Consider the following 22174-nt stretch of genomic DNA (forward strand, 5'->3'; position numbering starts at 1 on the left):
TCAGAAAGCGATGGGCACGGGGCCGGTTTTGCCGTCCACCCAGCGTTGCTGCGGACGATAGCTGACGAGCATCAGCGGCTCCAGCGCGGGCGGCAGCGCCACGGTCAGGGGGCTGCTGCGCGTGTCGAGGTCGTTCGGAATGTCACGGTCGGCCACGGCTTCCACGGCGATCACGGCGGGTTCTTCATGCACATGGGCCTGGGGCGTGACGGTCTGGCGCATCAGGCGCTGCTGCAGCTGGGCGTGCAGGTTCTTGCCGCTGGGGAAGCGCCAGCCGCTCAGCCGCAGCGGGGTGCTGCCCAGGCGCAGTTGCAGTGCATCGGTGAAGCGGGCCTGCACCTGCTGCCAGGCCTTCTCGGTCTCGGCCGGCCCTTGGGCCACCAGGGCGGCCAGGAACTCGGCCCGGGGCTGCTGGGGCGCTAGGGTGCGCTGCATCAGGCCCAGCGGCTCCACGTAGAACTGCAGGCTCAGGTGGCGGGGCTCGCGCTGCACGACGGTGAGGCGGTCGTGCTCCAGCTCATGCGCCTGGGCGCGGCCGTGCAGGCCCAGCCACAGCGCGCACAGCACGGGCAGGGCAGTGAGGGTGAGGCGTTGGCGAGGGGTCATGGTGGGTCTCGGTGGCCGTGTTCAGTGGCAGTAGACGGTGGCCGGCTGGGTGGCCACGCCGGCGCTGGTGCTGAACTCGAAGCGCCAGCAGGCGGACCGGCCCTGGTGGGCGGGCAGGGCGAGCTGGGTTTCCAGCTCGGTGCCGCTGAGCGCCACGTAACGGATGCGGTAGGTGCCCGGGGTGTTGGCGTAGCTGTCGCTGCCGGTTGCGGTGGTGGTGAAGCTGCGGGCGCTGGTGAACTGCAGCACCTGGGCGCCGGTGGCGGCCTCGGTGGCCAGCGTCATGGCGCTCACGGCAAAGGGCGTGACGGGCGGCTGGCGCATGGGCGTGTATTTGGCGGCCTGGCCGGCGAGGTCGGGGCTGGGCACGCCGTGGAAGCAGCTCAGCACGTAGGGGGCGGCGTCGGTCACGTGGTAGCTGTAGCCGGCCGGGGCGTTGCTGACCGCGTTGGTGTTGCCGCCGCACTGGCCGTCACGCGCGGCCACGCGGCCATCGGCGTCGTTGTAGCCAAAGATGCCGTAGCCATCGAGCGCCCAGCCCAGCGGGTGGGTGTCCCAGTAACTGGAAGGTTTGCCCGCCATGAGGCACACCGGGGCGGCGTGGTAGTGGTAGTCGTCAGCGCGGCCGGCGTGGCCGTTGCACACATCCAGTTCGCCCAGCACCTTGGTGTCGCCGTTCTGGCAGCCGCCTTGCTTGCAGGGGTTGAAGATGGGCACGCCGTTCACGGCCACGCCGATGGGGCCGTCCGTCGCGCTGACCGGGCTGCTGGCCGCCACCGGGTTGAGCGGGATGCGCCAGGCGTTGGTGCCGAAGAAGTGCTGCGCGGTGGGCACCTGCAAGTTGGTGGCGGTGATGCCGTCCATCATGGCATGGGTGGCCAGGCCGTCTGACGCGATGTAGGCGTAGCTGGCGTCGCAGCTGGCTTGCGCGCGGCCGGTGGTGGAGGCGTTCAGCGAGTTGCGCACGTTCACGCACGCCGTGGCGTTGCCGGGCGAGCTGCTGCTGCGGGCGTAGTTGAGGTTGAGCGTGGCCTTGCCGAGCGTGAGCGGCGTGAGGGCGGTGAGCAGCGTGTCCCCCGTCACGGAGCCGGCCGGCAGCGTGGGCGCGGCCGAGAGGGCGTACAGCGTGAAGGTGTAGACCTTGCTGCCCGGCCCTTGCGAGCACGGCGGCTGGTAGGCGGCCATGGGCCCGTCGCTGCCCACGCCGAAACGGGCCACGCCATAGGCATCGCGGGCCAGGCCGCTGCGGCTGGCGGCGATGCGGTAGACCACCCAGTTGTACTTGGTGCTGCCGTCGCCCGGCAGGGTGGTCATGAGCAGCGCGAACTCCTGCGTGCCGGCAGGCGCGCCGGTCCAGCTCAGCGCCGGGCTGGAGCCGGTGCCGTCGCAGGTGTAGTCGGCCGGCAGGGCGGCCCCCTCGGCGCCCACGCTGCTGGTGAGCGTGAAGCCGGGGGCGGGCGCCGGTGCAGGGGTCGGTGCAGGCGAGGGTGCCGGCGTGGGTGCGGGCGCAGGCGACGGGGTGGGCGCCGGCGTTGGCGCGGGTGCCGGGACGGGTGCTGGCGTGGGTGTGGGGGCTGGCGCGGGGGCACTGCCCCCACCGCCGCAGGCCGACAGCAGGTGGGCGGCGCCGGCCAGCAGCAGCGCGCCGGCGCCAAGCGAACGGGGGCGGGGAGCGGTCAAGGAGGTCATGTCGTGCGGCCCATGGCTGAGATGAGCCCATGCTAGGAAGCCGCCGTCCGCCGCGCATGACATCGGCGTCATGCAGCCGGTCGCCGCACGCGTCAGCGCGGCAGCCAGACGCGCAGGTGCACTTCGTCCTCGGCGCTGGGCAGCAACTGGGCTTCGCCCCCGTGCGCCCGCACGATCTCGCGCACCAGGCTCAGGCCGAGGCCAGTGCCGTCCACCTGCCGGCTGCGCGCAGCGTCGGCGCGGAAGAAGCGCTGGAAGAACTGGCTGCGCTGGATCGCGTCCAGCGGCGGCGCGTGGTTGCTGAACACCACCTCCACGCCTTGCTCCAGCGCCGCGGCGCGCACCCGCACCCAGCCGGGCCGGGTGCCGTGGCGCAGCGCGTTGCTCAGCAGGTTGTTGAACACCTGGCGCAGCAGCGCCGCGTCGCCGCGCACCTGCAGCCCGGCCTGGATGCTGCTGTGCAGCGGCACCTCGTCGTCCAGCAGCGGGGCGTCGGCCATCAGGTCTTGCAGCATGTCGCTGAGGTCCAGGGTGTCGGCCCGCACCGGCAGCTGGCCGGCGTCGGCCTGCGACAGCATCAGCAGGCGCCGCGTGATGGTGGCCAGCCGGGCCACCTCCTCGAGCACCTCGCCCAGCTCCTCCTGCACGGCACGGCCTTCGGTGCGGCGGATGGCCTGCTCCAGCTTGCCTTGCAGGATGGTCAGCGGCGTGCGCAGCTCGTGAGCGGCGTCGGCCGAAAAGCGCGAGGCCTGGTGGAAGCTGGCCTCCAGCCGGTCGAGCATGGTGTTGTAGGTGTCGATCAGCGCGCGGAACTCGCGGTCCTCGCGCGCGGTCGGCAGGCGCTCGTCCAGTGCCTGCGGGCGGATGCGCCGCATGGAAGCCTGCAGGCGCAGCAGCGGCCGCACCGTCATGCCCGACAGCAGCCACGCGCACAGTGCCGCCAGCAGCAGGGCCAGTGGCGCCACGCGGGCCAGGGCTTGCAGCAGGTCGCCGCGCAGTTCGCGCGACAGGGCCGCCGGGTCGGCCGCCAGTTCGGCCAGCTGGTTGCGGCCATGCACCCGGGCCAGATGCCAGGACGAGCCGTCCACCTGCAGGCGGCTCAGCGTGCAGGCGCCGCGCGGGTCGGCCGGGCCCAGCACCGCGTCGGCCTCGGCCACGCCGCCGCCCTCGGGCCAGGGGCCCGGTGACTGCAGGGCCACGCTGCCGTCTGCGGTGCGCACTCGCATGCGCAGCTCGTGCGCGCCGTGCAGTTGCAGCTTCTGCGCGATGTCGGGGCCCAGGCGCTCCCAGCGCTCGCGGCCGGCGGCCACCCCGCCCGGGTCGGCCAGGCGGCGGCCCTCCATGCACAGCCGTTCGTCCAGGCGCTGCCGGGCGTTGGACAAGGCCTGCTGCCCGCCCACCCACAGCACCGCGCCCATGGCCAGCCCGACCGTGGCCATGGTGACGATGAACACCCGCCAGCGAAAGCTGCCCTGCCAGGGCATGCGCGCCGCCTCACGCACGGAACCGGTACCCCACACCGCGCACCGACTCGATCCACTGCGCCTGCTCGGCTTCGGGCACGCCGCTGTCGGCCTGGGCGGAGCTCAAGCGTGCGCGGATGCGCTTGATGCACACGTCCACCACGTTGGTGCTGGGGTCGAAGTCGTAGCCCCACACGTGCTCCAGGATCTGCGCCCGCGTCAGCGCCTGGCCGGGCGATCGCATCAGGTACTCCAGCAGGCTGAACTCGCGGCTGGTGAGCTCCACCATCTGCTCGCGGAACTGCACGGTGCGGGCGATGCGGTCCAGCACCAGTTCACCCACCTGCAGCCGCTGCTGGCGCTCGCCGCTGACGCGGCGCAGCAGGGCCTGCAAGCGGGCGGCGAGTTCCTCCACGAAGAAGGGCTTGGCCAGGTAGTCGTCGGCACCCAGGCCCAGGCCCTGCAGGCGGTCGCCCAGTTCGTTGCGTGCGGTGAGCAGCAGCACGGGCGTGGTGACGCCGCTGCGGCGCCAGTCGGCCAGCACGTCCAGGCCGTCGCGGCCGGGCAGCATCAGGTCCAGCACGATGGCGGCAAAGCCGGGTTGCAGGCCCAGCGCGTGGCCGTCTCGGCCGTTGTCGGCGTGGGTCACGCTGAAGCCCCGCTCGCGCAGCCCCTCGCTCACGAAGGCCGCGATCTTGGGTTCATCTTCGACGAGCAAGAGCTTCATGGTGCGCGGTGATGTCTGGGCTCAGGGCCGCCAGGCGTTGCGGGATTGTTGGGCAAGACAAGGCGCCGCAGGGCGCCCGGCCACCCCATGGGCTCGCATGCTAGGAATCCGGGCGCCGGCGTCCGTGACATCTGCGTCATGAACCGGGCGCCGCCCGTGAAGGGCGGTGCAGGCGCGCTTCGCTACGCCGGTGCTCCCGGCCACGCCAGCACCGGCCCGCCGTCATCGATGCGCGCATGCACCGGCGGGTGAAAGCCCGCCGCGCGCAGGGCGGTGAGCGCGGGCTGGTGGGCCTCGGGCACTTGCAGCACGCGGCTTTCGGCCTCGGCACCCAGGAAGGACAGGTACACGGTCTGGCGCGGCAGCAGGGCGGCGAGGTGGCTGCGCCAGTCGGGGCCCAGGCGGCGTTCGGCCTCGGCCGGGTCACCCGCGTAGAAGCGTGCGCCCAGGGCTTGCCAGAAGGGCGAGTGGCCGTGGGCGTTGAGCCAGCCGGGCAGTTCGGCCACCAGCCAGGGGCCGAAGTCGGCCGGGCGTTCGCGCAGTTGGGCTTGCGCGGCCTGGATCAGCCGGCCCAGGGCCTCGGTCTGTTCGGCGGGGGGCATGCCGGGCGCGGTGTGCAGGTCGGTGAGCTCGGCGTGGCCGGTGTGGTCGTTGCCCAGCAGCAGCGTGGTCTGCACGCGGAAGAGGTTCAGCTCGGCCGCCGCATGCACCACGCGGCCCAGGCGGAAGTGGTGGCGCGGCAGCGTGAGGCCCAGGCGGGGCACGAGGCGCAGCGACGCGATGCCGTCGGGCAGGGCCAGGCGCAGGCCGGTGGCCTCGGGGGTGATGCGCACGGGGCTCATGCGGCCACCTCCGGGTGCAGCGGGGTCACGACGAGCCGGTCGCCGGGGCGTGCGCCCACGCGGGCGGCGGTGGGGGCGTCGACGGTGGCGCCGGCCTCGGCCAGCACAGCGCGAAAGCGTGCGCGGTCGGTGCAGGCCAGCAACACGGCCTCGCGCGGGCCCGGAGCGGCGGTGTCGTGCACCGTGGCGTCACGCGCCAGGCGCACGCTGCGCAGCGAGGCCAGGGGCGCCTCCACCGTGGGGCCGCCGTCGAAGATGTCGACGTAGGTGTCGGCGTCGAAGCCCTCGTCTTGCAGGATGGAAAACGGCAGCTCGCCCACCGGGTGCAGTTGGCCCAGCGCCCACTGGGCGGGTTCGGGCAGCAGGGCGACGTAGATGGGCGACGGGGGCATCAGGTCGGCGATGAAGGCCTTGCTGCGGCCGCCCACGATGCGCTCGGCCTGGGGGTAGTCCATGCCGAAGAAGCGCTGGCCCACGGCGGCCCAGAAGGGGCTTTGGCCGGCGGCGTCGGTGATGCCGGGGCTCTCGGCGGCAATGCGCTCGGAAAAGCGGTTCGCATGCGCGCGGATGAACAGCAGCCGGGCGCGCGACAGCAGCTGCGCGGCGGGGCCGTGCTCGTAGGCCGGGTCCAGGTAGAACGAGGTGAGCAGCGTGGCGCCGGTCAGGTCGTGGCACAGGTGCAGGGTGTGCATGCGCTGCGACACGCCCAGGGCCGCGCTCGCATGCACGACGAACTCGTTGCGGTAGCTGTAGAAGCGGTCGAAGAAGCCGGCGCTGGCCGCAATGCCGGAGCACCCCACCACGCGGCCGGCGGCGGTGTCTTCCAGCACGAAGAGGTAGGTCTCTTCGCCGCTGGCGTCGTCCGAGCTGCCGAAGGATTGCAGCGATGCGGCGATGCGGGCAGCGAGCTGGGCTTCGTCGTTGGGCAGCGAGCTGATGCCGTCGGCGCTGGCGGCAGCCATGCGCAGCAGGGCGGCCAGGTCGCCCTCGGCCACAGGGCGCAGCAGCAGGTGGTTCATGGGGTGTCTCCGGAAGAGGCGGGGCCACGCCAGGCCAGGGCCCGGCGGCTGCGTTCATCGCGCGGGGTGTGGCCGAAGTGGCTTTTGTAGGCGTTGGAGAAATGCGAGCCCGACGAGAAGCCGCAGCTCAGCCCGATCTGCAGGATGGACTGCGAGCTTTGTTGCAGCAGCCGCTGTGCGCGGGCCAGCCGCAGGGCGAGGTAGTGGCGCGAGGGCAGGGTGTCCAGGTGCTGCTTGAACAGCCGCTCCAGCTGCCGGCGCGACACGCCCACCAGCTGCGCCACTTCTTCGGTGGGCAGGGGTTCGGCAAGGTTGGCGTCCATCAAGGCCAGCGCCTCGGCCAGCTTGGGGCTGCCGGCGCCACGGCGCTCGCTGTAGCCGGCGCGCTGGCGTTCGTCGCGCGGGCGCAGGCCACTCAGGCCCAGCCACTGCGCCAGCTCCTGGCCCAGGCGCTCGCCGTGCTGCGCGGCCAGCCACGCGCCGCACAGGTCCAGGCTGGCCAGGCCGCCGGCGCAGGTGAGGCGCCGGCCGTCGGGGCTGATCTCCCACAAGCCGTTGGCCCAGGCCACCGCGGGGTGGGCGTCGGCCAGGCCGTCCAGCAGCGGCCAGTCGGCGCAGGCGCGTTGGCCGTCCAGCAGGCCGCAGGCGGCCAGCGCGGCGGCCCCGGCATCCAGCCCGGCCAGCACGCGGCCCTCGGCGGCCCAGCGCTGCAACTGCGCGGCCAGCGCGGGTTCGACCGGGGTGGCGTCGGGTTGGATCAGGAACACCGCGTGCCAGTCGGCCTCGGGCGGCAGCGGCACCGTGTGCAGCGGCGCGCCGTTGGCGGCCACCACCGGCCCGCCCGGCAGCGACACGCACTCGCCCCGCCACACCACCTCGTCCTGCAACTCGTTGGCGGCGGCCAGGCTGTCCAGCACACCCGCCAGCGCCAGCATCGAGAAGCCCGGCTGCAGCAGCAGGGCCACTCGGCGCTGGGGTGGGGGCGGCGTCATGCCCGGCATCGTCGCATCACCAGGCCTGCAGCGCCGCCACCGCCAGCAAGGCCAGGGCCAGAACGAGGTAGGCGGCCTGCAGCGGCAGCATCCAGCGCAGCCAGGTGCCAAAGGGCACGCCCGACAGCGCCAGCACGCCCACCGTGATGCCCGAGGTGGGAATGACCGGCGTGGTGAGCTCGCCGAACTGGAAAGCCAGCACCGCGGTCTGGCGGGTCACGCCCACCAGATCGGCCAGCGGGGCCATGACGGGCATGGTGAGCGCAGCCTGGCCCGTGCCGGAGTGGATGAAGAAGTTGATGACCGACTGGATCGCAAACATCTTCTGCGCGGCCAGCACCGGCGTGCTGGAGGCCACCAGCGGGGCCAGCGCGTTCAGCAGGGTGTCGATGATCTGGCCCTCGCGCATGAGGATGACCGTGCCCTTGGCCAGGGCGATGACGAGGGCCGTGCCCACGAGGTCGCGCGCGCCGTGCAGGAAGGCGGCCATGAACTCGTCAGCCGACAGCCGGGCCACGGCGCCCACGGCCAGCGCCATGACGAGGAAGAGGGCGGCGATCTCCTCGATGTACCAGCCGAACTGCACCACGCCGCCGATCATGACCACGAGCGTGGCGGTAAACAGCCCCAGCACCACGCGGTGCCGGCCGGTCATGCCGGCGAATGCCTCGAAGCTGGCAAGGTCCAGCGTCTGGCGGCGCTGCTGGTCCATCGCAAACGTGGGGCTCAGCTCGGGCGTGCGGCGGATGCGTGCGGCCCACCACTGCAGGAAGGCGATGGTCAGCCCCGTGGCCAGGGCCCAGCACAGCGCGCGGTAGCCCAGACCCGAGAACAGCGGCACGCCGGCAATGCCCTGCGCCACGCCCACGTTGAAGGGGTTCAGGAACGCGGTGGCAAACCCCACCTGCGAGCCCACGAACGGGATGGCCACGCCGGTGAGCGTGTCCAGCCGCAGCGCGAGTGCCAGCGGGATGAAGATGAGCACGAAGGGAATGGCTTCCTCGGCCATGCCGAAGGTGGCGCCGCCCAGCGAGAACAGCGTCACGAAGACTGGGATCACCAGCGCCCGCACCAGGCCTGAGTTGCGGTGCGCGCGGGCGACCGACTTGATCATCGCGTCGATGGCCTCGGTGCGTTGCAGCACCGCGAAGGCGCCGCCCACCGTCAGCACGAAGCCGATGATGAGTGACGCTTCCACGAAGCCCTTGATGGGCGCGGTCAGCAGCGCCACCAGCCCTTGCGGGCGGGCCTCCACGAGGTGGAAGCTGCCGGCCACGATGACCTTCTTGCCGTTGACGAGCTCGGTCTCGAAGCGCCCGCCCGGGACGATCCAGGTGGCCGCTGCGATCAGCGCGAGCAGCGCGAACAGCAGCACGTAGGTGTTGGGCAGCTTGAGCTTCATGGCGACAGCAACTTGCCCGAGCGGTAGGGCGTGGCCCCGGCAATCTTGGCCAGGCGCATGCCGCGCGTGGCGAAGCGGCGCGAGCTGCGGGCGAAGCAGCGCCCGGTTGTGCGCGCGTGCAGCGGGGTGCGGGTGTCGGTCAGGGGGCACACGATCTCGGCCACCAGGTCGCCCGCGTTCACCCAGTCGCCCGGTGCCTTTGCAAACACCACGATGCCGCTGACCGGGGCGGTCACCGGCTCCACGCCTTCCAGCGGCGTGGCCGGGCAGCCTGCGGGCACGGGTGGCGCGGGGCGGTCGATGTGGCCCAGCTGGCACAGCGCCGCCACCAGGGCGTCCGCGTCTTGGCCGGCGAGGGCGGGGCTGACCTCGGTTTCTCCGCGCAGCTCCACCGTGGCGGCCAGGCAGCCCTGGGGGTCGATGGGATAGCGGCCGTGGAAGTGCGCGGCGAGTTCCCACCACAGGCGGGCCAGGGTTTCATCGAACGGGTCGTCGCCCGACACCTCGGCCACCAGCAGGGCCTGCGCGCCCAGGTAGGCGGCCAGGGGCTGCAGCGCCTGCGCCTGCGGGGTGCCGGTGTAGACGTGCATCACGGCTTCGTTGTCGCAGTGCAGGTCCAGCACCAGGTCGGCGTCGGCCGCCAGGCTTTGCAGCAGGTGCTTCAGCGCCTCGGCCTCGCTGGCCGGTTGCCAGGCGGCCAGCAGGCTGCGGCAGGCGGCGCGAACGGTGCGGGTGTTGGCGGCGAGGTCGGGCCCCAGCCGCCCCTCCAGCGCTGCGATGACAGCCGGCGTGAGGTGGCGGAACTGCCGGTTGAAGTTGATGCCGGTGCCCAGGTCGAAGCGGCCGAAGGCGCTGCCTTGCACGTCTTGCGCCAGGCCGATGGGGTTGGCCATGGGCACGAGCACGATCTCGCCGGCGATGGCGCCCGCAGCTTCCAGCGCCGTGAAGCGCTCGATCAGCGCTTGGGCCACCCACATGGGCGGCACTTCGTCGGCATGCAGGGCGGCCTGCAGGTAGGCCTTGCGGCCCGAGGTGCCGGCGCCGAAGTGCAGGCTGCGCACACGGCGCTGCGTGCCGGCGCTGGCGGCCGGCAGGTCATGGAGGAGGGTTTTCATCGCGGGGAGAGAAGCGGTTGCGCAACGCGCACGGGAATGACGTCCAGGCGGGCCTTGAGCACGGTGACGTCCTCGCCGCCTTGGGCGCTGCTGAACCACGCGGCGCTGCCGGGGCCGCGGTACAGGCGGAACTCGAAGCCGAGGTCGGGCGCCGGGTCGCCCGGCCGGGGGCGCATCTGGTAGGCCAGGCCGCGCACCTCGGGCAGGCCGGTGTCGAACAGGTAGGCCATGGCGTTGACGATGGCCTGGTCGCCCAGGATGTCCATGAAGTACGGGCTGCCCTGCTGCAGCGCTTCGGCGTTGGGGGCGGTGGCGTGGGCCATGGGCTCGCGCAGCTTGGCGGCTGATGGCGTGCTGACGCCGGTGCTGAAGTCGTGCCGATCGCCACGGTCGAGGTAGCTGAGTTGCGCGCCGCGCAGGTTGAACGCGGTCTGGTCGGCGTTGCTGGTGGCCTCGCGCAGGTCCACCAGCAGCGCGCCGCGCGCGCCGATGATTTCCACCTGGGCACCCTTGAACACCGCGGCCGAGTTCTCTTCAATGCCCAGACCCTGCTGGAAGCCCAGCGCCCGCAGGGCCGGCAGCAGGCGCCCGATGCGGCCGCGCTTGAGGAAGTGCTGGTCGATGAACACGTCGGGTTCGATGAAGGCCAGGCCCCGGTCGAACTCTTGGCCCTCACGCCACTGGCCCTTCAGGACGAGGTGGTTGCCGGGTGGGTCCCGGAACATCATGCGGCTCATGATGGCCGCGCCCGCGCTGCTGCCGGCCACCACGCCGCCACGCGCCAGCACGCTGCGGATGGCTTGCAGCATCTCGGTGGGCTGGCCGGCGGGCTGCAGGCTGTCGACGATGTATTCCTGCGCACCGCCGGAGAAGAACACGCCCCGCGACTGGCGCACCTTGTCCAGCAGCACCGGGTCGCGCAGATTGGCTTGCAGGTCCACGCCCACCAGGCGCGGCGCGATGGGAATGGCCTCAGCCTGCGCGCCGCGCCGGTTCAGCGCGGCCACGATGGAGGCCGCGCTGCGCTCGGGGTTGCCGGCTGCGGTGGCGAACACCGCGATGCGCGCGCCGGTGCCGCCGGCTTCGTCCACGATGCGCTGCCACACCGCGTCGTTGTCGGCGCGCAGCGCGCCGCCAATGACGATGGCGGTGCCCGCCTGCGCGCTGGCCGCCCAGCAGCAGGCGGCCAGCAGAAGGGGTTTCAGGAATCTCATGGGGCCATCTTGTCAGTGCAGTGGCGCGGCAACCAGCGGGTAGGGCCTCAAAGCGGTGCGTGATGCACCGCGGACGCAATTGCATGTCGCATCGGCGCAAGGGCCGCACAGGCCGCTTGCGGCGAAGCGACGCGCACTTGTGCAGAAGCGACCGGCACGCCGAAACCCCATAGGCAAGTCAGAGACGGGCTCCCTAACCTGAAGGCATTCGCTCCCACCCCACTCCACCCGAGGCCTTCATGACCCGCTCCTTCACCCGGCACCCGCTCGCCCATGCCGCGCTGCTGTGCGCCATCACCCTGACCGCCCACGCCCAAGACCAGAAGCTCGAACGCGTGGAGGTCACCGGCTCCAGCATCAAGCGCATCGACGGTGAAACCGCGCTGCCGGTGGACGTGGTCAAGCGCCAGGACATCGACAAGATGGGCGTCACCACCGCTGCCGAGCTGCTGCAAAAGCTGACCTCCAACGTGGGCGGCCTGACGGACGGCGCCTCCATCAGCGACCAAAGCGGCGGCCAGCGCGGCTTCAACGGCGCCAACCTGCGCGGCCTGGGCGTGTCCAGCACGCTGGCGCTGCTCAACGGCCGGCGCCTGGCCAATTTCGCCAGCCCGGGCGACGACGCCGGCGTGGACCTCAACAGCATCCCGTCCGGCGCCATCCAGCGCGTGGAGGTGCTGAAGGACGGCGCCTCCGCCATCTACGGCACCGACGCGATGGGCGGCGTCATCAACTTCATCACCCGCAAGGACTACCAGGGCGCGGACGTCAGCGCCTACGCCCTCAGGAGCCACGAGGGCGGTGCGGCCAAGACCACCGTGACGCTGGGCGGCGGCTTCGGCGACTTGAAGCGCGATGGCTTCAACGCCTTTGCCACGCTGGACCTGCAAAAGCTCGGCGCGCTGGATGCCTCGCAGCGCCAATTCATCCGTGAATACAGCCTGCCCACCAGCCTGCCGCCGCAGGCCTCCAGCAACGCCTTCCCGGCCAACGTGGACCTGAGCAGCGCCCAGCTCGCCGCGCTGAACAACTTCGTGCGCGTCAACCCCGGCACCGCGCTCAAGGGCACGAACGCCGACGGCACCTGGAACCCGGGCGGCCCCAACTCCGGCTCGCGCCGCGTGAACTTCGGCAAGGCCAGCTGCACCGGCGCGCCCAACGCGAACTTCGTCGACGGCACCAGCCTGGGCGGCCGCGAAGGCTGCTCGTACGACTACGTGGCCGGCTCGCAGATCTACCCCAAGGCCAGCAAGCAAAGCCTGTTGAGCCGCGTCACGGCGCAGCTGGACGACGACAACCAGGTGTTTGCCGAGCTGATGCTGGCCCGCGCCCAGACCGACTACGCCGCGTCGCCGGCCACCGCGCGCTTTCGCACCAGCGCGGGCATCACGCTGCCCCAGTCGCTGCAGAGCGTGACCGGCGTGCTCGGCGCGGTGGACTTCCGCTTCCGCCTGGAAGACGCCGGCCAGCGCACGAGCCGCGTGCAAAGCGACGCGACACGCCTGGTGCTGGGCGCCACCGGCACCGTGGCCGGCTGGGACTACGACACCGCGCTGAGCCAAAGCACCAACAAGGCGACCGACACCGACCTCTCCGGGTGGGTGTCGCTCAGCAAGCTGGAAGCGGGCCTGAAGGCGGGCGCCTACAACCCCTTCGTGATGCCCGCTGACCGCAGCGCCGGCCGCGCCTTCATGGACTCCATCCGCCTGGACGGCGCGGCCCGCATCAGCAAGGGCACGTCCACCAGCCTGGACGGCAAGCTCACCCGGGCCATCGGCCAGCTGGGCGGCGGCGATGTGATGCTGGCGCTGGGTGCCGAGCTGCGCAAGGAAAAGACCGAGTTCCGCGCCACCGATGTGCTCAAAGGCAATGACGTGAACGGCGACCGCTCCAGCTCCGGCGAGCTGCTGGCCGACACCGACCATTCCCGCAACGTGGCCGGCGTGTTCGCCGAAGTCAGTGCGCCCATCACCCGTGAGTTGGAGGCGCAGTTCGCGCTGCGGCATGACCGCTACAACGGCGTGTACGACGCGGCCACCAAGACCACCTCGCCCGACCTCAGCACCACCAATCCCAAGCTGGGCCTGAGCTGGCGGCCGAGCAAGCAGGTGCTGACGCGTGCGTCCTACGGCACGGGGTTCCGTGCGCCGACGGTGTCGGAAATGTTCCTGCCGCTGCGCTCAGGCATCACCGCCAGCTTTGTGCGAGACCCCGTGAGCGGTGAAGTGGGCCAGCTCAACATCGACCGCTACGCCAACCCCGAGCTCAAGCCCGAGAAGAGCAAGCAAGCGAGCCTGGGCCTGGTGTTCGAGCCAGTCCGCGGCCTGCTGGGCAGCGTGGACTACTGGAGCATCCGCAAGTCCGACATCATTTCCCAGATCGGCGAAGAAACCATCTTCACCACGCCCGCCCTCTACAACGACCCCAAGGTGGTGGCGCGTGATGCCGACGGCTTCGTGGACTTCATCACCGTGAAGAAGGAGAACCGCGGCAAGCTCAACACCTCGGGCTTCGATGTGTCGCTGAACTGGCGCGGCGAGGCCACGGCCTACGGCACCTTCGGTGCGGGCCTGAACGGCACGCTGATCACCGAATACAAGTTCGCCACCGACCCGCGCTCGCCGCTGGTGGACGGCCTGGGCAAGTTCAAGGACGACAAGGCCGTGCAACGCTGGCGCCACAAGCTCAACGTCGACTGGGACTGGGGCCCGGCCAGCGTGACGGTGACGAACACCTACCTCTCCAGCTACCGCGACCAGAACGTGGACGGCCTGGCCGCCCCGGCCTACAACAACCGCGACGTCAAGGCCTACTCACTGTGGGACCTGACCGCCAGCTACCGCATCACGCCGGAGCTGCGCGTGCGCGGCGGCATCCTGAACGTGGCCGACACCGCACCGCACTTCACCAACCAGTCGCGCTACTTCCAGGTGACCTGGGACCCGACCTACGGCGACCCGCGCGGCCGCAGCGTCTTCGTGTCGCTGAGCTACCAGCTGCGCTGAGTTCAGGCCCGGCTGAGCCCGGGTGCCAGCACGCCGCGCGCCCGGGCCAGCGCCGCCTGGGTGCTGGCTGCCGCGCCCAGCTGCTCGCGCAGAAAGTCAGCCAGGCGGGGTTGCTGGCTGAAGGCGACGTTGAAGCGCAGGTGCGCGTCGGCCGCGCCATCGGCCGCGAAGGTGGCACCGCGCACCAGCAAGATGCCGCGGCGAAAGGCCTCCTTCACGAGGCCGTCCACATCCACCGCAGGCGGCAGTGAACCCCACAGGAAAAGGCCGCCCTCGCCCGCGTGCTCCAGCTGCACGCCGGCCTCGCGCAGCTGGCGGGCGGCGGCCACGCGCGCGGAGCCCAGGCGCTGCTGCAAGCGGTCCAGGTGCTTGCGCCAGCGGCCCGCGGCCAGCACCTCCAGCAGCACGAATTCATTCAGTGCGGCGGTGGTCAGCACCGACACGATCTTTTCGCGCAGCAGGGCCTTCAGCAGCGTGGGCTCGGCGGCCATGTAGCCCAGCCGCAGCGCCGGGCTCATGGCCTTGGCGAAGCTGGAGTAGTAGATGACGCTGTCCAGCCCCGACAGTTGCGCCAGCCGGGTGGGCGCCGTGGGCGTGCCGGGGTGGAAGTGGCCTTGCACATCGTCTTCGGCAATGAGCAGGTGGTGGCGCTGGGCCAGCATCAGCACGCGGTGCAGGTTGGCCGCGCTGCTGCCCCAGCCGGTGGGGTTGTGCAGCACGCTCTGGATGAACAGCAGCCGCGGGCGGTGCTGGGTGCAGGCGGCGTCCAGCGCCGCGAGGTCGATGCCGTCGTGCCGGCGTGGCACGGGCACCAGGTTCACGCCCGCCTGGCGCAGCCGGTCGAACAACAGGAAGTAGCCCGGTGTTTCCACCGCCACGGTGTCGCCCGGGCGCAGGAAGGCGCGGCAGATCAGGTCGATGGCGTGCGTGCCGCCGTAGGTGGTGAGCACGCGGCCGGCGTCCACCGCCACGCCCTGGCTGCGCAGCAGCGTGGCGATGCGCTCGCGCAGCTCCGGCAGGCCTTGCGGCGGGCAGCGCGAGGCCATGCCGGCCTGGGCGCGGGCCAGGCCGCGTTGCACGGCGGCGGCGGGCACGGCGTCTTCCAGCCAGGTGGCGGGCAGGGCGCCGCTGCTGGCCAGCAGCACGCCGGCGCGCTGGTCGTTGGCCTGCTGGGCCAGCCACACGGCCTCCTGCTCCTCGCCGGCTTCCACGCGGGCGGCGTCGGGCATGGCGTTGGCGGGGCCTTCGGCCACGTAGAAGCCGGCAGTGCCACGGGAGTCGATCAGGCCGGCGGCCACCAGGCGGTCATAGGCCGTGACCACGGTGTTGGGGCTGACGCCCAGTTGCGTGGCCAGCTGGCGGATGGAGCTCAGCCGGGCACCGGGCGGCAGCTGCGTGGCGGCAATCAGCGCGTGCAGGCGCTGCTCGATCTGGTCGGCCAGCGGGGTGGAGGAGTCGCGGTCCAGCGAGAACATCAGCAGACCTTCAACGAAGAAGCATGAGCGCCAGCACGGCGAGGGAGGCGGCCATGATGGCATTGAAGGCCCGGCGCCGCGCGGGGCTCTTCAGGAAGCGACCGATCCAGGTGCCGAACAGCGCCCACATCGACACGCACGGAAAGCCCACCGCTGCGCCCAATGCGCTCACCACCAGCGCGCCCTGCACCAGGCCCAGGCCGGTGGGCATGAACACCGAGGCGAGCGTGATCGCCTTGATCCAGCTCTTGGGGTTGACGGCCTGGAACAGCGCGGCGTGCGTGAAGCGCATCTGCGCGGGCGGGCGGTCTTGTGCGGCGGGCGCGCCGGCCAGCTTCCAGGCCAGCACCAGCATGTAGGCCGTGCCGGCCAGCTTGAGCGCGGTGTGCGCCAGCGGCCAGGCCAGGAACAGGGCCCCCAGGCCCAGGCAGGTGACGAAGGTCTGCACCGCGCCGCCCGCGTTGATGCCCAGGATGGCCGGCAACGTGCGCCGGTAGCCGTGGTGCGCGCCGCTGGCCACCAGCATCATGTTGTTGGGGCCGGGCGTGCCGGACATCAGCGTGCAGTAGGTCAGCAGGGGCATCAGGTCGTCCATGCCGCCATTGCAGCGGCGGGCGGCGTGGGCGTGAAGCTACAGCAGGGCGGTGCTGCGGGGGCGCTGTATCAGTGCGGCCACCCACACAAGGCCGGTGGCCTCAAGCGTCGGGCCAGGCGATCTCGGCCCGCAGCCCGCCCAGCGGCGCCGTGCCCAGCACCACGCGGGCCCCTTGCTGGCGTGCGGCGGCTCGCACGATGGCCAGACCCAGGCCGCTGCCCTCCACACCCGCGTGTTCGCCGCGCTGGAAGCGGTCGAACACCCGCTCGCGCTGCTCGGGCGGAATGCCGGGGCCGTCGTCGTCCACCCGCAGCAGCGGTGCGCCGCGCGGCCCGCGCAGGGCGCTGACCTCCACGGTGCGCGCGCCGTACTTCAGCGCGTTCTCCACCAGGTTGCGCAGCGCGCTGCGCAGCGCTTGCGGGTCGCCTTCCAACGGCAGCACGTCGGGCGCGGTCACGTGCAGGGCCACGCCGGCGCGCTCGGCCAGCGGGCGCAGGTCGGCCACGGTCTGCTGCGCCAGGGCGGCCAGGTCCAGCGCCTGGGCGGCGGCTGCGGCGCCGGGCTCGGCACGGGCCAGCGCCAGCAGTTGTTCCACCAGGCGCACGGCGCGGTCGATGCCGCTGCGCAGGCGGGCGATGGCTTCGTCCTGCTGCGGGCCCGGGGCCGCGTCGCGCAGCAGGCCCAGTTGCAGCTTCAGTGCGGTGAGCGGCGTGCGCAACTCGTGGGCGGCGTCGGCCACAAAGCTGCGCTGCGCGTCGAAGGCCGTGGCCAGGCGGCCCAGCAGGCCGTTGAAGGCCTCCACCAGCGGGGCAATCTCGCCGGGCAGGCCGGCGCTGGGCAGCGGCGCCAGCGCGTTGGCGTGGCCCGATTGCGCGGCTTGCACCACCCGGGCCAGCGGCGCCAGCGAAACGCCAATCAACCACCACAGCGCCGCCGCCACCAGCGGCAGCGCCACGGCCACCGGCACCACGCTGCGCAGCGCCGCCACGGCGGCCAGCTTTTGCCGCACGGCCAGGGGCTGGGCCACCTGCACCACGCGCAACGGCGTGGCGGCGCTGAACACCCGCCAGGCCTGGCCGCCCAGGCGCAGGTCCGAGTAGCCCAGCACCGCCTTGGCCGGCAGCGGCTCGGTCAGGCCCTGCGGCCGGCTGGAATACAGCTCCAGCCCCTGCAGCGACCAGATCTGCACCACGTAGTCAAAGCTCGGGTCGTTCAGCGCGGCGGCCTCGTCGGGCGCCACGCGGCCCTGGTCGCGCAGCGACAGCGCCGTCTGACGCAGCTGGTAGTCGAACAAGGCATCGGCCTCGGCGCGCACGCTGAAGTACGTGGCCCCCGCCACGGCCAGCGCTGTCACGGCGCCGAGCACGGCCAGCAGCGCAAACAGCCGGCCGCGCAGGGTGGAGAGCCATTTCATGATTTTTCAGGGCCGGCGTAGTAGCCCAGGCCCCGCACGGTGTGGAGCAGGTCGGCGCCGAGCTTCTTTCGCAGCTGGTGCATGTAGACGCTGATCGCGTTGCTCTCCAGCTCTTCGCCCCAGCCGTAGAGGCGGTCTTCCAGCTGGGCGCGCGACACGATGGCGCCGGGGCGCTCCAGCAGCGCCTCCAGCAGCGCGAATTCGCGGGCCGACAGCAGCACCGGTTTGCCGGCGCGGGTCACTTCGCGCGTAGCCGGGTTCAGGCGCAGGTCGGCCACGCTCAGCGCGGGGTCGGTGCGGCCGCCGTGGCGGCGGGTCACGGCGCGCAGCCGGGCCAGCAGCTCGTCCAGCTCGAAGGGCTTGACGAGGTAGTCGTCGGCGCCGGCGTCCAGGCCGGCCACCTTGTCGGTGAGCGCGTCGCGTGCGGTCATCACGAGCACGGGCGTGGCGTCGCCGCGGGCGCGCAGGCGCTGCAGCACCTCCAGCCCGCCGCGTTTGGGCAGGCCCAGGTCCAGCAGCACGGCGTCAAAGCGCTCGCCGCTGGCCAGCACCGCATCGGCCGCCTGGCCGTCGCGCAGCCAGTCGGCCGCAAAGCCCTGGCGGCGCAGGGCCTCGCGCAGGCTTTCGCCGATCATGGGGTCGTCTTCAACAAGCAGCAGGCGCATGGCGGCGGAATTTTGCCGTGGCCGCGCTGTGGCTCTAAGCTGCCACGTCATGAACACACCTGACCCTCGCGCCGCGTCGGATGCTGCATCTGACGCCGGTGTCCTCATCGACGAACGCATCGCCACCCTCGGCGGCTGGCGCGGCGAGACGCTGGCCACGCTGCGCGCGCTCATTCGCGCGGCCGACCCCGGCATCGTGGAAGAGTGGAAGTGGAGCAACCCGGTGTGGTCGTGCGACGGCATCGTCTGCACCGGCGAGGCCTACAAGGCGGCGGTGAAGATGACCTTCCCCAAGGGCGCGTCGCTGCCCGACCCGACCGGGCTGTTCAACGCCAGCCTGGAGGGCAACGCCCGCCGCGCGATCGATGTGGGGGAGGGCGACATGCCGGATGGGCCGGCCTTGCAGGCCTTGATTCGTGCCGCCATTGCGGCCAACCGGGCCACGGCGAAGCCGAAGAAGCGGTGAACCAGCCTCAGCCCGCCGGCCGCGGGTCCATCGCGGCCTTGTAGATGGACTGGCGCGGCTGGGCCATCAGGCGGCGCAGCATGGGCTCGAAGAACTCCAGCGGCAGGGCCTCGGCGGCGGGGTCGAAGGCGGGGTTGTCGTAGAGCGCCACGAACTCGGCCGTGCGCTCGAAGTGCTCGTGGCCGCGGAACTGCTCGCGCATGTCGCGGTTCAGGCCGATGTGGTGGAAGAAGTTGTAGCCCTGGAAGATGCCGTGGTGCTGCACCATCCAGTGGTTGGCCTCGCTCACAAAGGGCTTGAGGATGGCGGCGGCGATGTCCGGGTGGTTGAAGCTGCCCAGCGTGTCGCCGATGTCGTGCAGCAGCGCGCAGCACACGTACTCCTCGTCGCGCCCGTCGCGGTGGGCGAGCGTGGCGGTTTGCAGGCAGTGGGTGAGCCGGTCCACCGGAAAGCCGCCGAAGTCACCGTCCAGCAGGCGCAGGTGGGTCAGCACCCGGTCGGGCAGGGCGCGGGCCATCTTCACGGCCTCGGGCACGATGAGCGCCCAGTCCTCGCGGGTGCTGTGGTCCATGCGGGTGAAGCGGGCGCGGGCGGTCATGGCGTCTCCTGGGTGTGCGTTGGATTCTGCGGCGGCGGGGTCGCCGCCGCTGTCACCTGTGTCACGCGCGTCAGCCATCAACCCATCAAGGCACCCAGTGCACTTTGCCGCGCAGGGCGGGGGTGGCGCCCTCGCAGTGCTGCTCGAAGCGCAGGTCCAGTGCAGCCACCTGGCCGTTCACGAGGGTGAGGCTGTCGATGGCAAACCAGCCGGTGAGCATGTTGCAGTTGCGGCCCTCGCCGCCCCAGTTGAGCCCGCCGCGCGTGGGGTTCACGAAGGGGTAACGCTGCAGGTTGCCGTAGTAGCCGGGTTGCAGTGTGGCAATGCTGTTCATGCCGGCGAAGTCGCCCGTCCAGGATTGATCGCCATTCACGCTCACGGTGAGTTGCGTGCCGCTGAGCCGCACGCCCAGCACCGCATTGCTGCGGGTGTAGGTGCTGGTGCGGCCTTGGCCGATGTAGTCGCCCGCGTCGCTGGTGAGGTAGACGTAGGCGCCGCTGGCCGGCGTGCTGCCTGCCGCGGGGGCCCACAGCGTGGCGGGCGGCGGGTTGACCGGCCCCGGTGGCACGGTGCGGTCGCCGGCTTCCCAGTGCACCTTGCCGCGCAGGGCCGGGCCCATGCCTTCGCAGTGCTGCTCGAAGCGCAGGTCCAGCGCCGTCAACTGGCCGTTCACGCGGGTCAGGCTGTCGACGACGAACCAGCCGGTCAGGCGGTTGCAGCCGCGGCCGTCGCCGCTCCATTCCATGCTGCCCCGCGTGGGGTTGCCGAAGGGGTAGCGCATCAGCGACCCGTAATAGCCGGGCTGCAGGTCCGCCACCGTGTTCATGGCCAAGAAAGTGCCGCCCCAGCCCTGGTCGCCGCTGACCGCCACGGTCAGTTTGGCGCCGCTCAGTTGCACGCCCAGCACGGCGTTGCTTTGCGTGTAGGTCTGGGTGCGGCCGCCGCCGATGAAGTCGCCCACATCGCTGACCAGGTGGACGTAGTTGCCGCTGGCCGGCGTGCTGCCGGCGGCCGGCGCCCACAGGTCGGCCGGAGGCGGGCTGACCGGGCCGGCGGGGGCCGTGCGGTCGCCGGCCTCCCAGTGCACCTTGCCGCGCAACGCGGGCGTGGCGCCCTCGCAGTGCTGTTCAAAGCGCAGGTCCAGCGCGGCCAATGCGCCGTTCACCCAGCTGACGCGGTCCACCACGAACCAGCCGGTCAGCGTGTTGCAGCCCCGCGCCTCGCCGCCCCAGTCCAGCCCACCGCGGGTGGGGTTGGCGAAGCCCGATCGCTGCAGGTTGCCGTAGTAGCCGGGCTGCAGTTGGGCCAGGCCCTGCATGGCCTGGAAGCTGCCCGACCAGCCCTGGTCGCCGCTCACGTTCACCGAGACGCCGCCGCCCGCCACGTTCACGGTGAGCACCGCGTCGGCCTGCGTGTAGGTGTAGCGGCGGCCGTTGCCGATGAAGTCGCCCGTGTCGCTTTGCAAGTAGACATAGTTGCCGCTCGCGGGCGTGCTGCCGGCAGCGGGCGCCCACAGGTTGGCGGGCGGCGGGTTCACCGGCCCGGGTGGCGTGGTGGTGTCACTGGCGTACCACTTGATCTGACCGCGCAGTGCGGGCCCGGCCCCTTCGCAGTGCTGCTCGAAGTTCATCTCCACCGCACTCAGTGCGCCGGCCACGTAGGTGGCGCTGGTGATGGTGAAGCTGCCGGTCAGCTCGTTGCAGCCGCGGCCGTTGCCGGTCCAGTCCAGCCCGCCGGCCGTGGGGTTGTGGAAGGGATAGCGCTTGAGCCCGCTGAAGCTGCCGGGCTGCACCTGGGGCGTGCCGTCGGGCAGCTGGAAGTTGCCGTACCAGTAGTCGTCGCCCGTCACCTGCACCAGCAGCCGGTTGTCCACGGCGCGCACCGTGAGGTTGGCATTGGCGCGGGTGTAGAAGTAGCTGCGCCCGGCGCCGATGAAGTCGCCCCCGTCGCTTTGCAGCGTGATCACGCTTTGGCCGGGCTGCACCACCGGGGTGGGCACGTAGGCCGAGAGTTGCACCGCGGCGGCGTTGTTGGTGTCCACCGGGTCGCCCAGGGTGCGCGCGGTCATGACGTTGGCGATGCTGCCGCTCACGCCGCCCAGCACCGTGGCGGGCACGGTGAACTCCAGGCTGGCGCCCTTGGGCAGCCGGGGCACCACCATGCTGTACGACAGCACCTCGGGGCAGGTGGCGCCGCCGCTGGCCTTGCAGCCGAGCACGCCCAGGGTCTGGAAGTCGCCCAGCGTGTTCGTGATGACCACATCGCGCGCTTCGTCCGGGCCGATGTTGCTGACCGTCATCACGTAGGGCACGGTGCTGCCCGCGGCCACGGGTGCGGTGGGGCCGCTGCCGGTCACACGCACGTCGGCCGTGTAGGCCTGCACCACCACGGCGGCGGTGTTGTCGGTGGTGACGTCGTCGTTGGCGGCCTGCACCGCGGGCATGCTGGTCAGCGGCCCGGTGGTGCCCGGCGTGAGCGTGATGCTGAGCACCAGGGTCACGCTGGCCTTGGCCGGCAGGTCGGGCAGGGCGATGGTGGCGCCGTTGGACGACGCCGGGCACGCGCCGCCGCCGGCGCTGGCGCAGGTGAAGCCGCTGTAGCTCAGGCTCGGCGCGAGGTTGGGCGACAGGCTCACGCCGGTGGCCGTGGCCGCGCCGTCGTTGGTCACCGTGACCTGGATTTGCGTGCCGCTGTTGCTGGCCACCGGCCCAGCGGGGGTGCTGGCCGCGAGGCTGACCCGGGCGGGGCTGACCACAGGCGGCGTGGGCGTGGGGGCGGGTGCGGGGGCAGGCGCGGGGCTGGCCCCACCACCGCCGCCGCCACCGCAAGCGGCCAGCACCCACGCGGCAGCCCAACCGGCCACCCAGCTCTTGAATCTCGACTGCAT

At 71.8% G+C, this 22174-nt stretch carries 18 protein-coding genes; 2 read left to right on the plus strand and 16 right to left on the minus strand.

Going from position 1 to position 22174, the window contains the following annotated elements; all coding sequences use genetic code 11:
* The 10 genes from ACG01O_RS13345 to ACG01O_RS13390 form a co-directional block, all read right to left on the minus strand.
* Positions 1-606 (minus strand): hypothetical protein, encoded by a 606-nt coding sequence (locus ACG01O_RS13345; RefSeq protein WP_394385334.1) that lies wholly within the window; start codon positions 604-606, stop codon positions 1-3.
* Between the two features lie 21 nt (positions 607-627).
* Positions 628-2286 carry a YHYH protein gene (locus tag ACG01O_RS13350; protein WP_394385336.1) on the minus strand — a complete coding sequence of 553 codons (1659 nt, stop codon included), beginning with the start codon at positions 2284-2286 and terminating at the stop codon, positions 628-630.
* 101 nt (positions 2287-2387) lie between these two features.
* On the minus strand, positions 2388-3779 hold the full coding sequence (locus tag ACG01O_RS13355; protein WP_394385338.1) for an ATP-binding protein: 1392 nt from the start codon (positions 3777-3779) through the stop codon (positions 2388-2390).
* Positions 3780-3789: 10 nt separating this feature from the next.
* Positions 3790-4485: a response regulator transcription factor gene (locus ACG01O_RS13360; RefSeq protein ID WP_394385340.1), complete on the minus strand. Its 696-nt coding sequence runs from the start codon at positions 4483-4485 to the stop codon at positions 3790-3792.
* 182 nt (positions 4486-4667) lie between these two features.
* Positions 4668-5327, minus strand: coding sequence for an arginine N-succinyltransferase (locus tag ACG01O_RS13365; protein WP_394385342.1), 660 nt, complete (start codon positions 5325-5327; stop codon positions 4668-4670).
* A complete protein-coding gene (locus ACG01O_RS13370) occupies positions 5324-6346 on the minus strand; it encodes an arginine N-succinyltransferase (RefSeq protein ID WP_394385344.1) in 1023 nt (340 codons plus the stop codon). Before ACG01O_RS13370 ends, ACG01O_RS13365 begins: the two co-directional genes overlap by 4 nt.
* A complete protein-coding gene (locus tag ACG01O_RS13375) occupies positions 6343-7338 on the minus strand; it encodes a GlxA family transcriptional regulator (protein ID WP_394385346.1) in 996 nt (331 codons plus the stop codon). The genes ACG01O_RS13370 and ACG01O_RS13375 overlap by 4 nt, the downstream gene beginning before the upstream one ends.
* A 16-nt stretch (positions 7339-7354) precedes the next feature.
* A complete protein-coding gene (locus ACG01O_RS13380; RefSeq protein WP_394385348.1) occupies positions 7355-8740 on the minus strand; it encodes a YfcC family protein in 1386 nt (461 codons plus the stop codon).
* The gene (locus tag ACG01O_RS13385) at positions 8737-9855 is read right to left on the minus strand and encodes a M14 family metallopeptidase (protein WP_394385350.1); all 1119 of its coding nucleotides are present in this window, start codon (positions 9853-9855) and stop codon (positions 8737-8739) included. Before ACG01O_RS13385 ends, ACG01O_RS13380 begins: the two co-directional genes overlap by 4 nt.
* Positions 9852-11069, minus strand: a complete 1218-nt coding sequence (locus ACG01O_RS13390) for a cyanophycinase (RefSeq protein ID WP_394385352.1) — start codon at positions 11067-11069, stop codon at positions 9852-9854. Before ACG01O_RS13390 ends, ACG01O_RS13385 begins: the two co-directional genes overlap by 4 nt.
* A gap of 239 nt (positions 11070-11308) precedes the next feature.
* Between ACG01O_RS13390 and ACG01O_RS13395 the strand changes: the two genes are divergently transcribed.
* Positions 11309-14074: a TonB-dependent receptor gene (locus tag ACG01O_RS13395; RefSeq protein WP_394385354.1), complete on the plus strand. Its 2766-nt coding sequence runs from the start codon at positions 11309-11311 to the stop codon at positions 14072-14074.
* 2 nt (positions 14075-14076) lie between these two features.
* On the opposite strand, the gene ACG01O_RS13400 is transcribed toward ACG01O_RS13395, so the two are convergent.
* From ACG01O_RS13400 to ACG01O_RS13415, 4 genes are all read right to left on the minus strand, one after another.
* On the minus strand, positions 14077-15549 hold the full coding sequence (locus ACG01O_RS13400) for an aminotransferase-like domain-containing protein (protein WP_394385356.1): 1473 nt from the start codon (positions 15547-15549) through the stop codon (positions 14077-14079).
* Positions 15550-15559: 10 nt separating this feature from the next.
* Entirely contained in the window at positions 15560-16144 is a 585-nt protein-coding gene (locus ACG01O_RS13405; RefSeq protein WP_394385358.1) for a LysE family translocator, read from the minus strand.
* Positions 16145-16244: 100 nt separating this feature from the next.
* On the minus strand, positions 16245-17558 hold the full coding sequence (locus ACG01O_RS13410; RefSeq protein WP_394385360.1) for a sensor histidine kinase: 1314 nt from the start codon (positions 17556-17558) through the stop codon (positions 16245-16247).
* A complete protein-coding gene (locus tag ACG01O_RS13415; RefSeq protein WP_394385362.1) occupies positions 17555-18223 on the minus strand; it encodes a response regulator in 669 nt (222 codons plus the stop codon). The genes ACG01O_RS13410 and ACG01O_RS13415 overlap by 4 nt, the downstream gene beginning before the upstream one ends.
* Before the next feature lie 49 nt (positions 18224-18272).
* Between ACG01O_RS13415 and ACG01O_RS13420 the strand changes: the two genes are divergently transcribed.
* Positions 18273-18689, plus strand: coding sequence for a DUF1801 domain-containing protein (locus ACG01O_RS13420; protein ID WP_394385364.1), 417 nt, complete (start codon positions 18273-18275; stop codon positions 18687-18689).
* Positions 18690-18696: 7 nt separating this feature from the next.
* Here ACG01O_RS13420 and ACG01O_RS13425 read toward each other — a convergent pair whose 3' ends face one another.
* Positions 18697-19287: an HD domain-containing protein gene (locus ACG01O_RS13425; protein ID WP_394385366.1), complete on the minus strand. Its 591-nt coding sequence runs from the start codon at positions 19285-19287 to the stop codon at positions 18697-18699.
* 85 nt (positions 19288-19372) lie between these two features.
* A complete protein-coding gene (locus tag ACG01O_RS13430) occupies positions 19373-22174 on the minus strand; it encodes a hypothetical protein (protein ID WP_394385368.1) in 2802 nt (933 codons plus the stop codon).

The organism is Pelomonas baiyunensis (assembly GCF_043555935.1).
In the GTDB taxonomy this organism is placed as follows: Bacteria; Pseudomonadota; Gammaproteobacteria; order Burkholderiales; family Burkholderiaceae_C; genus Pelomonas; species Pelomonas baiyunensis.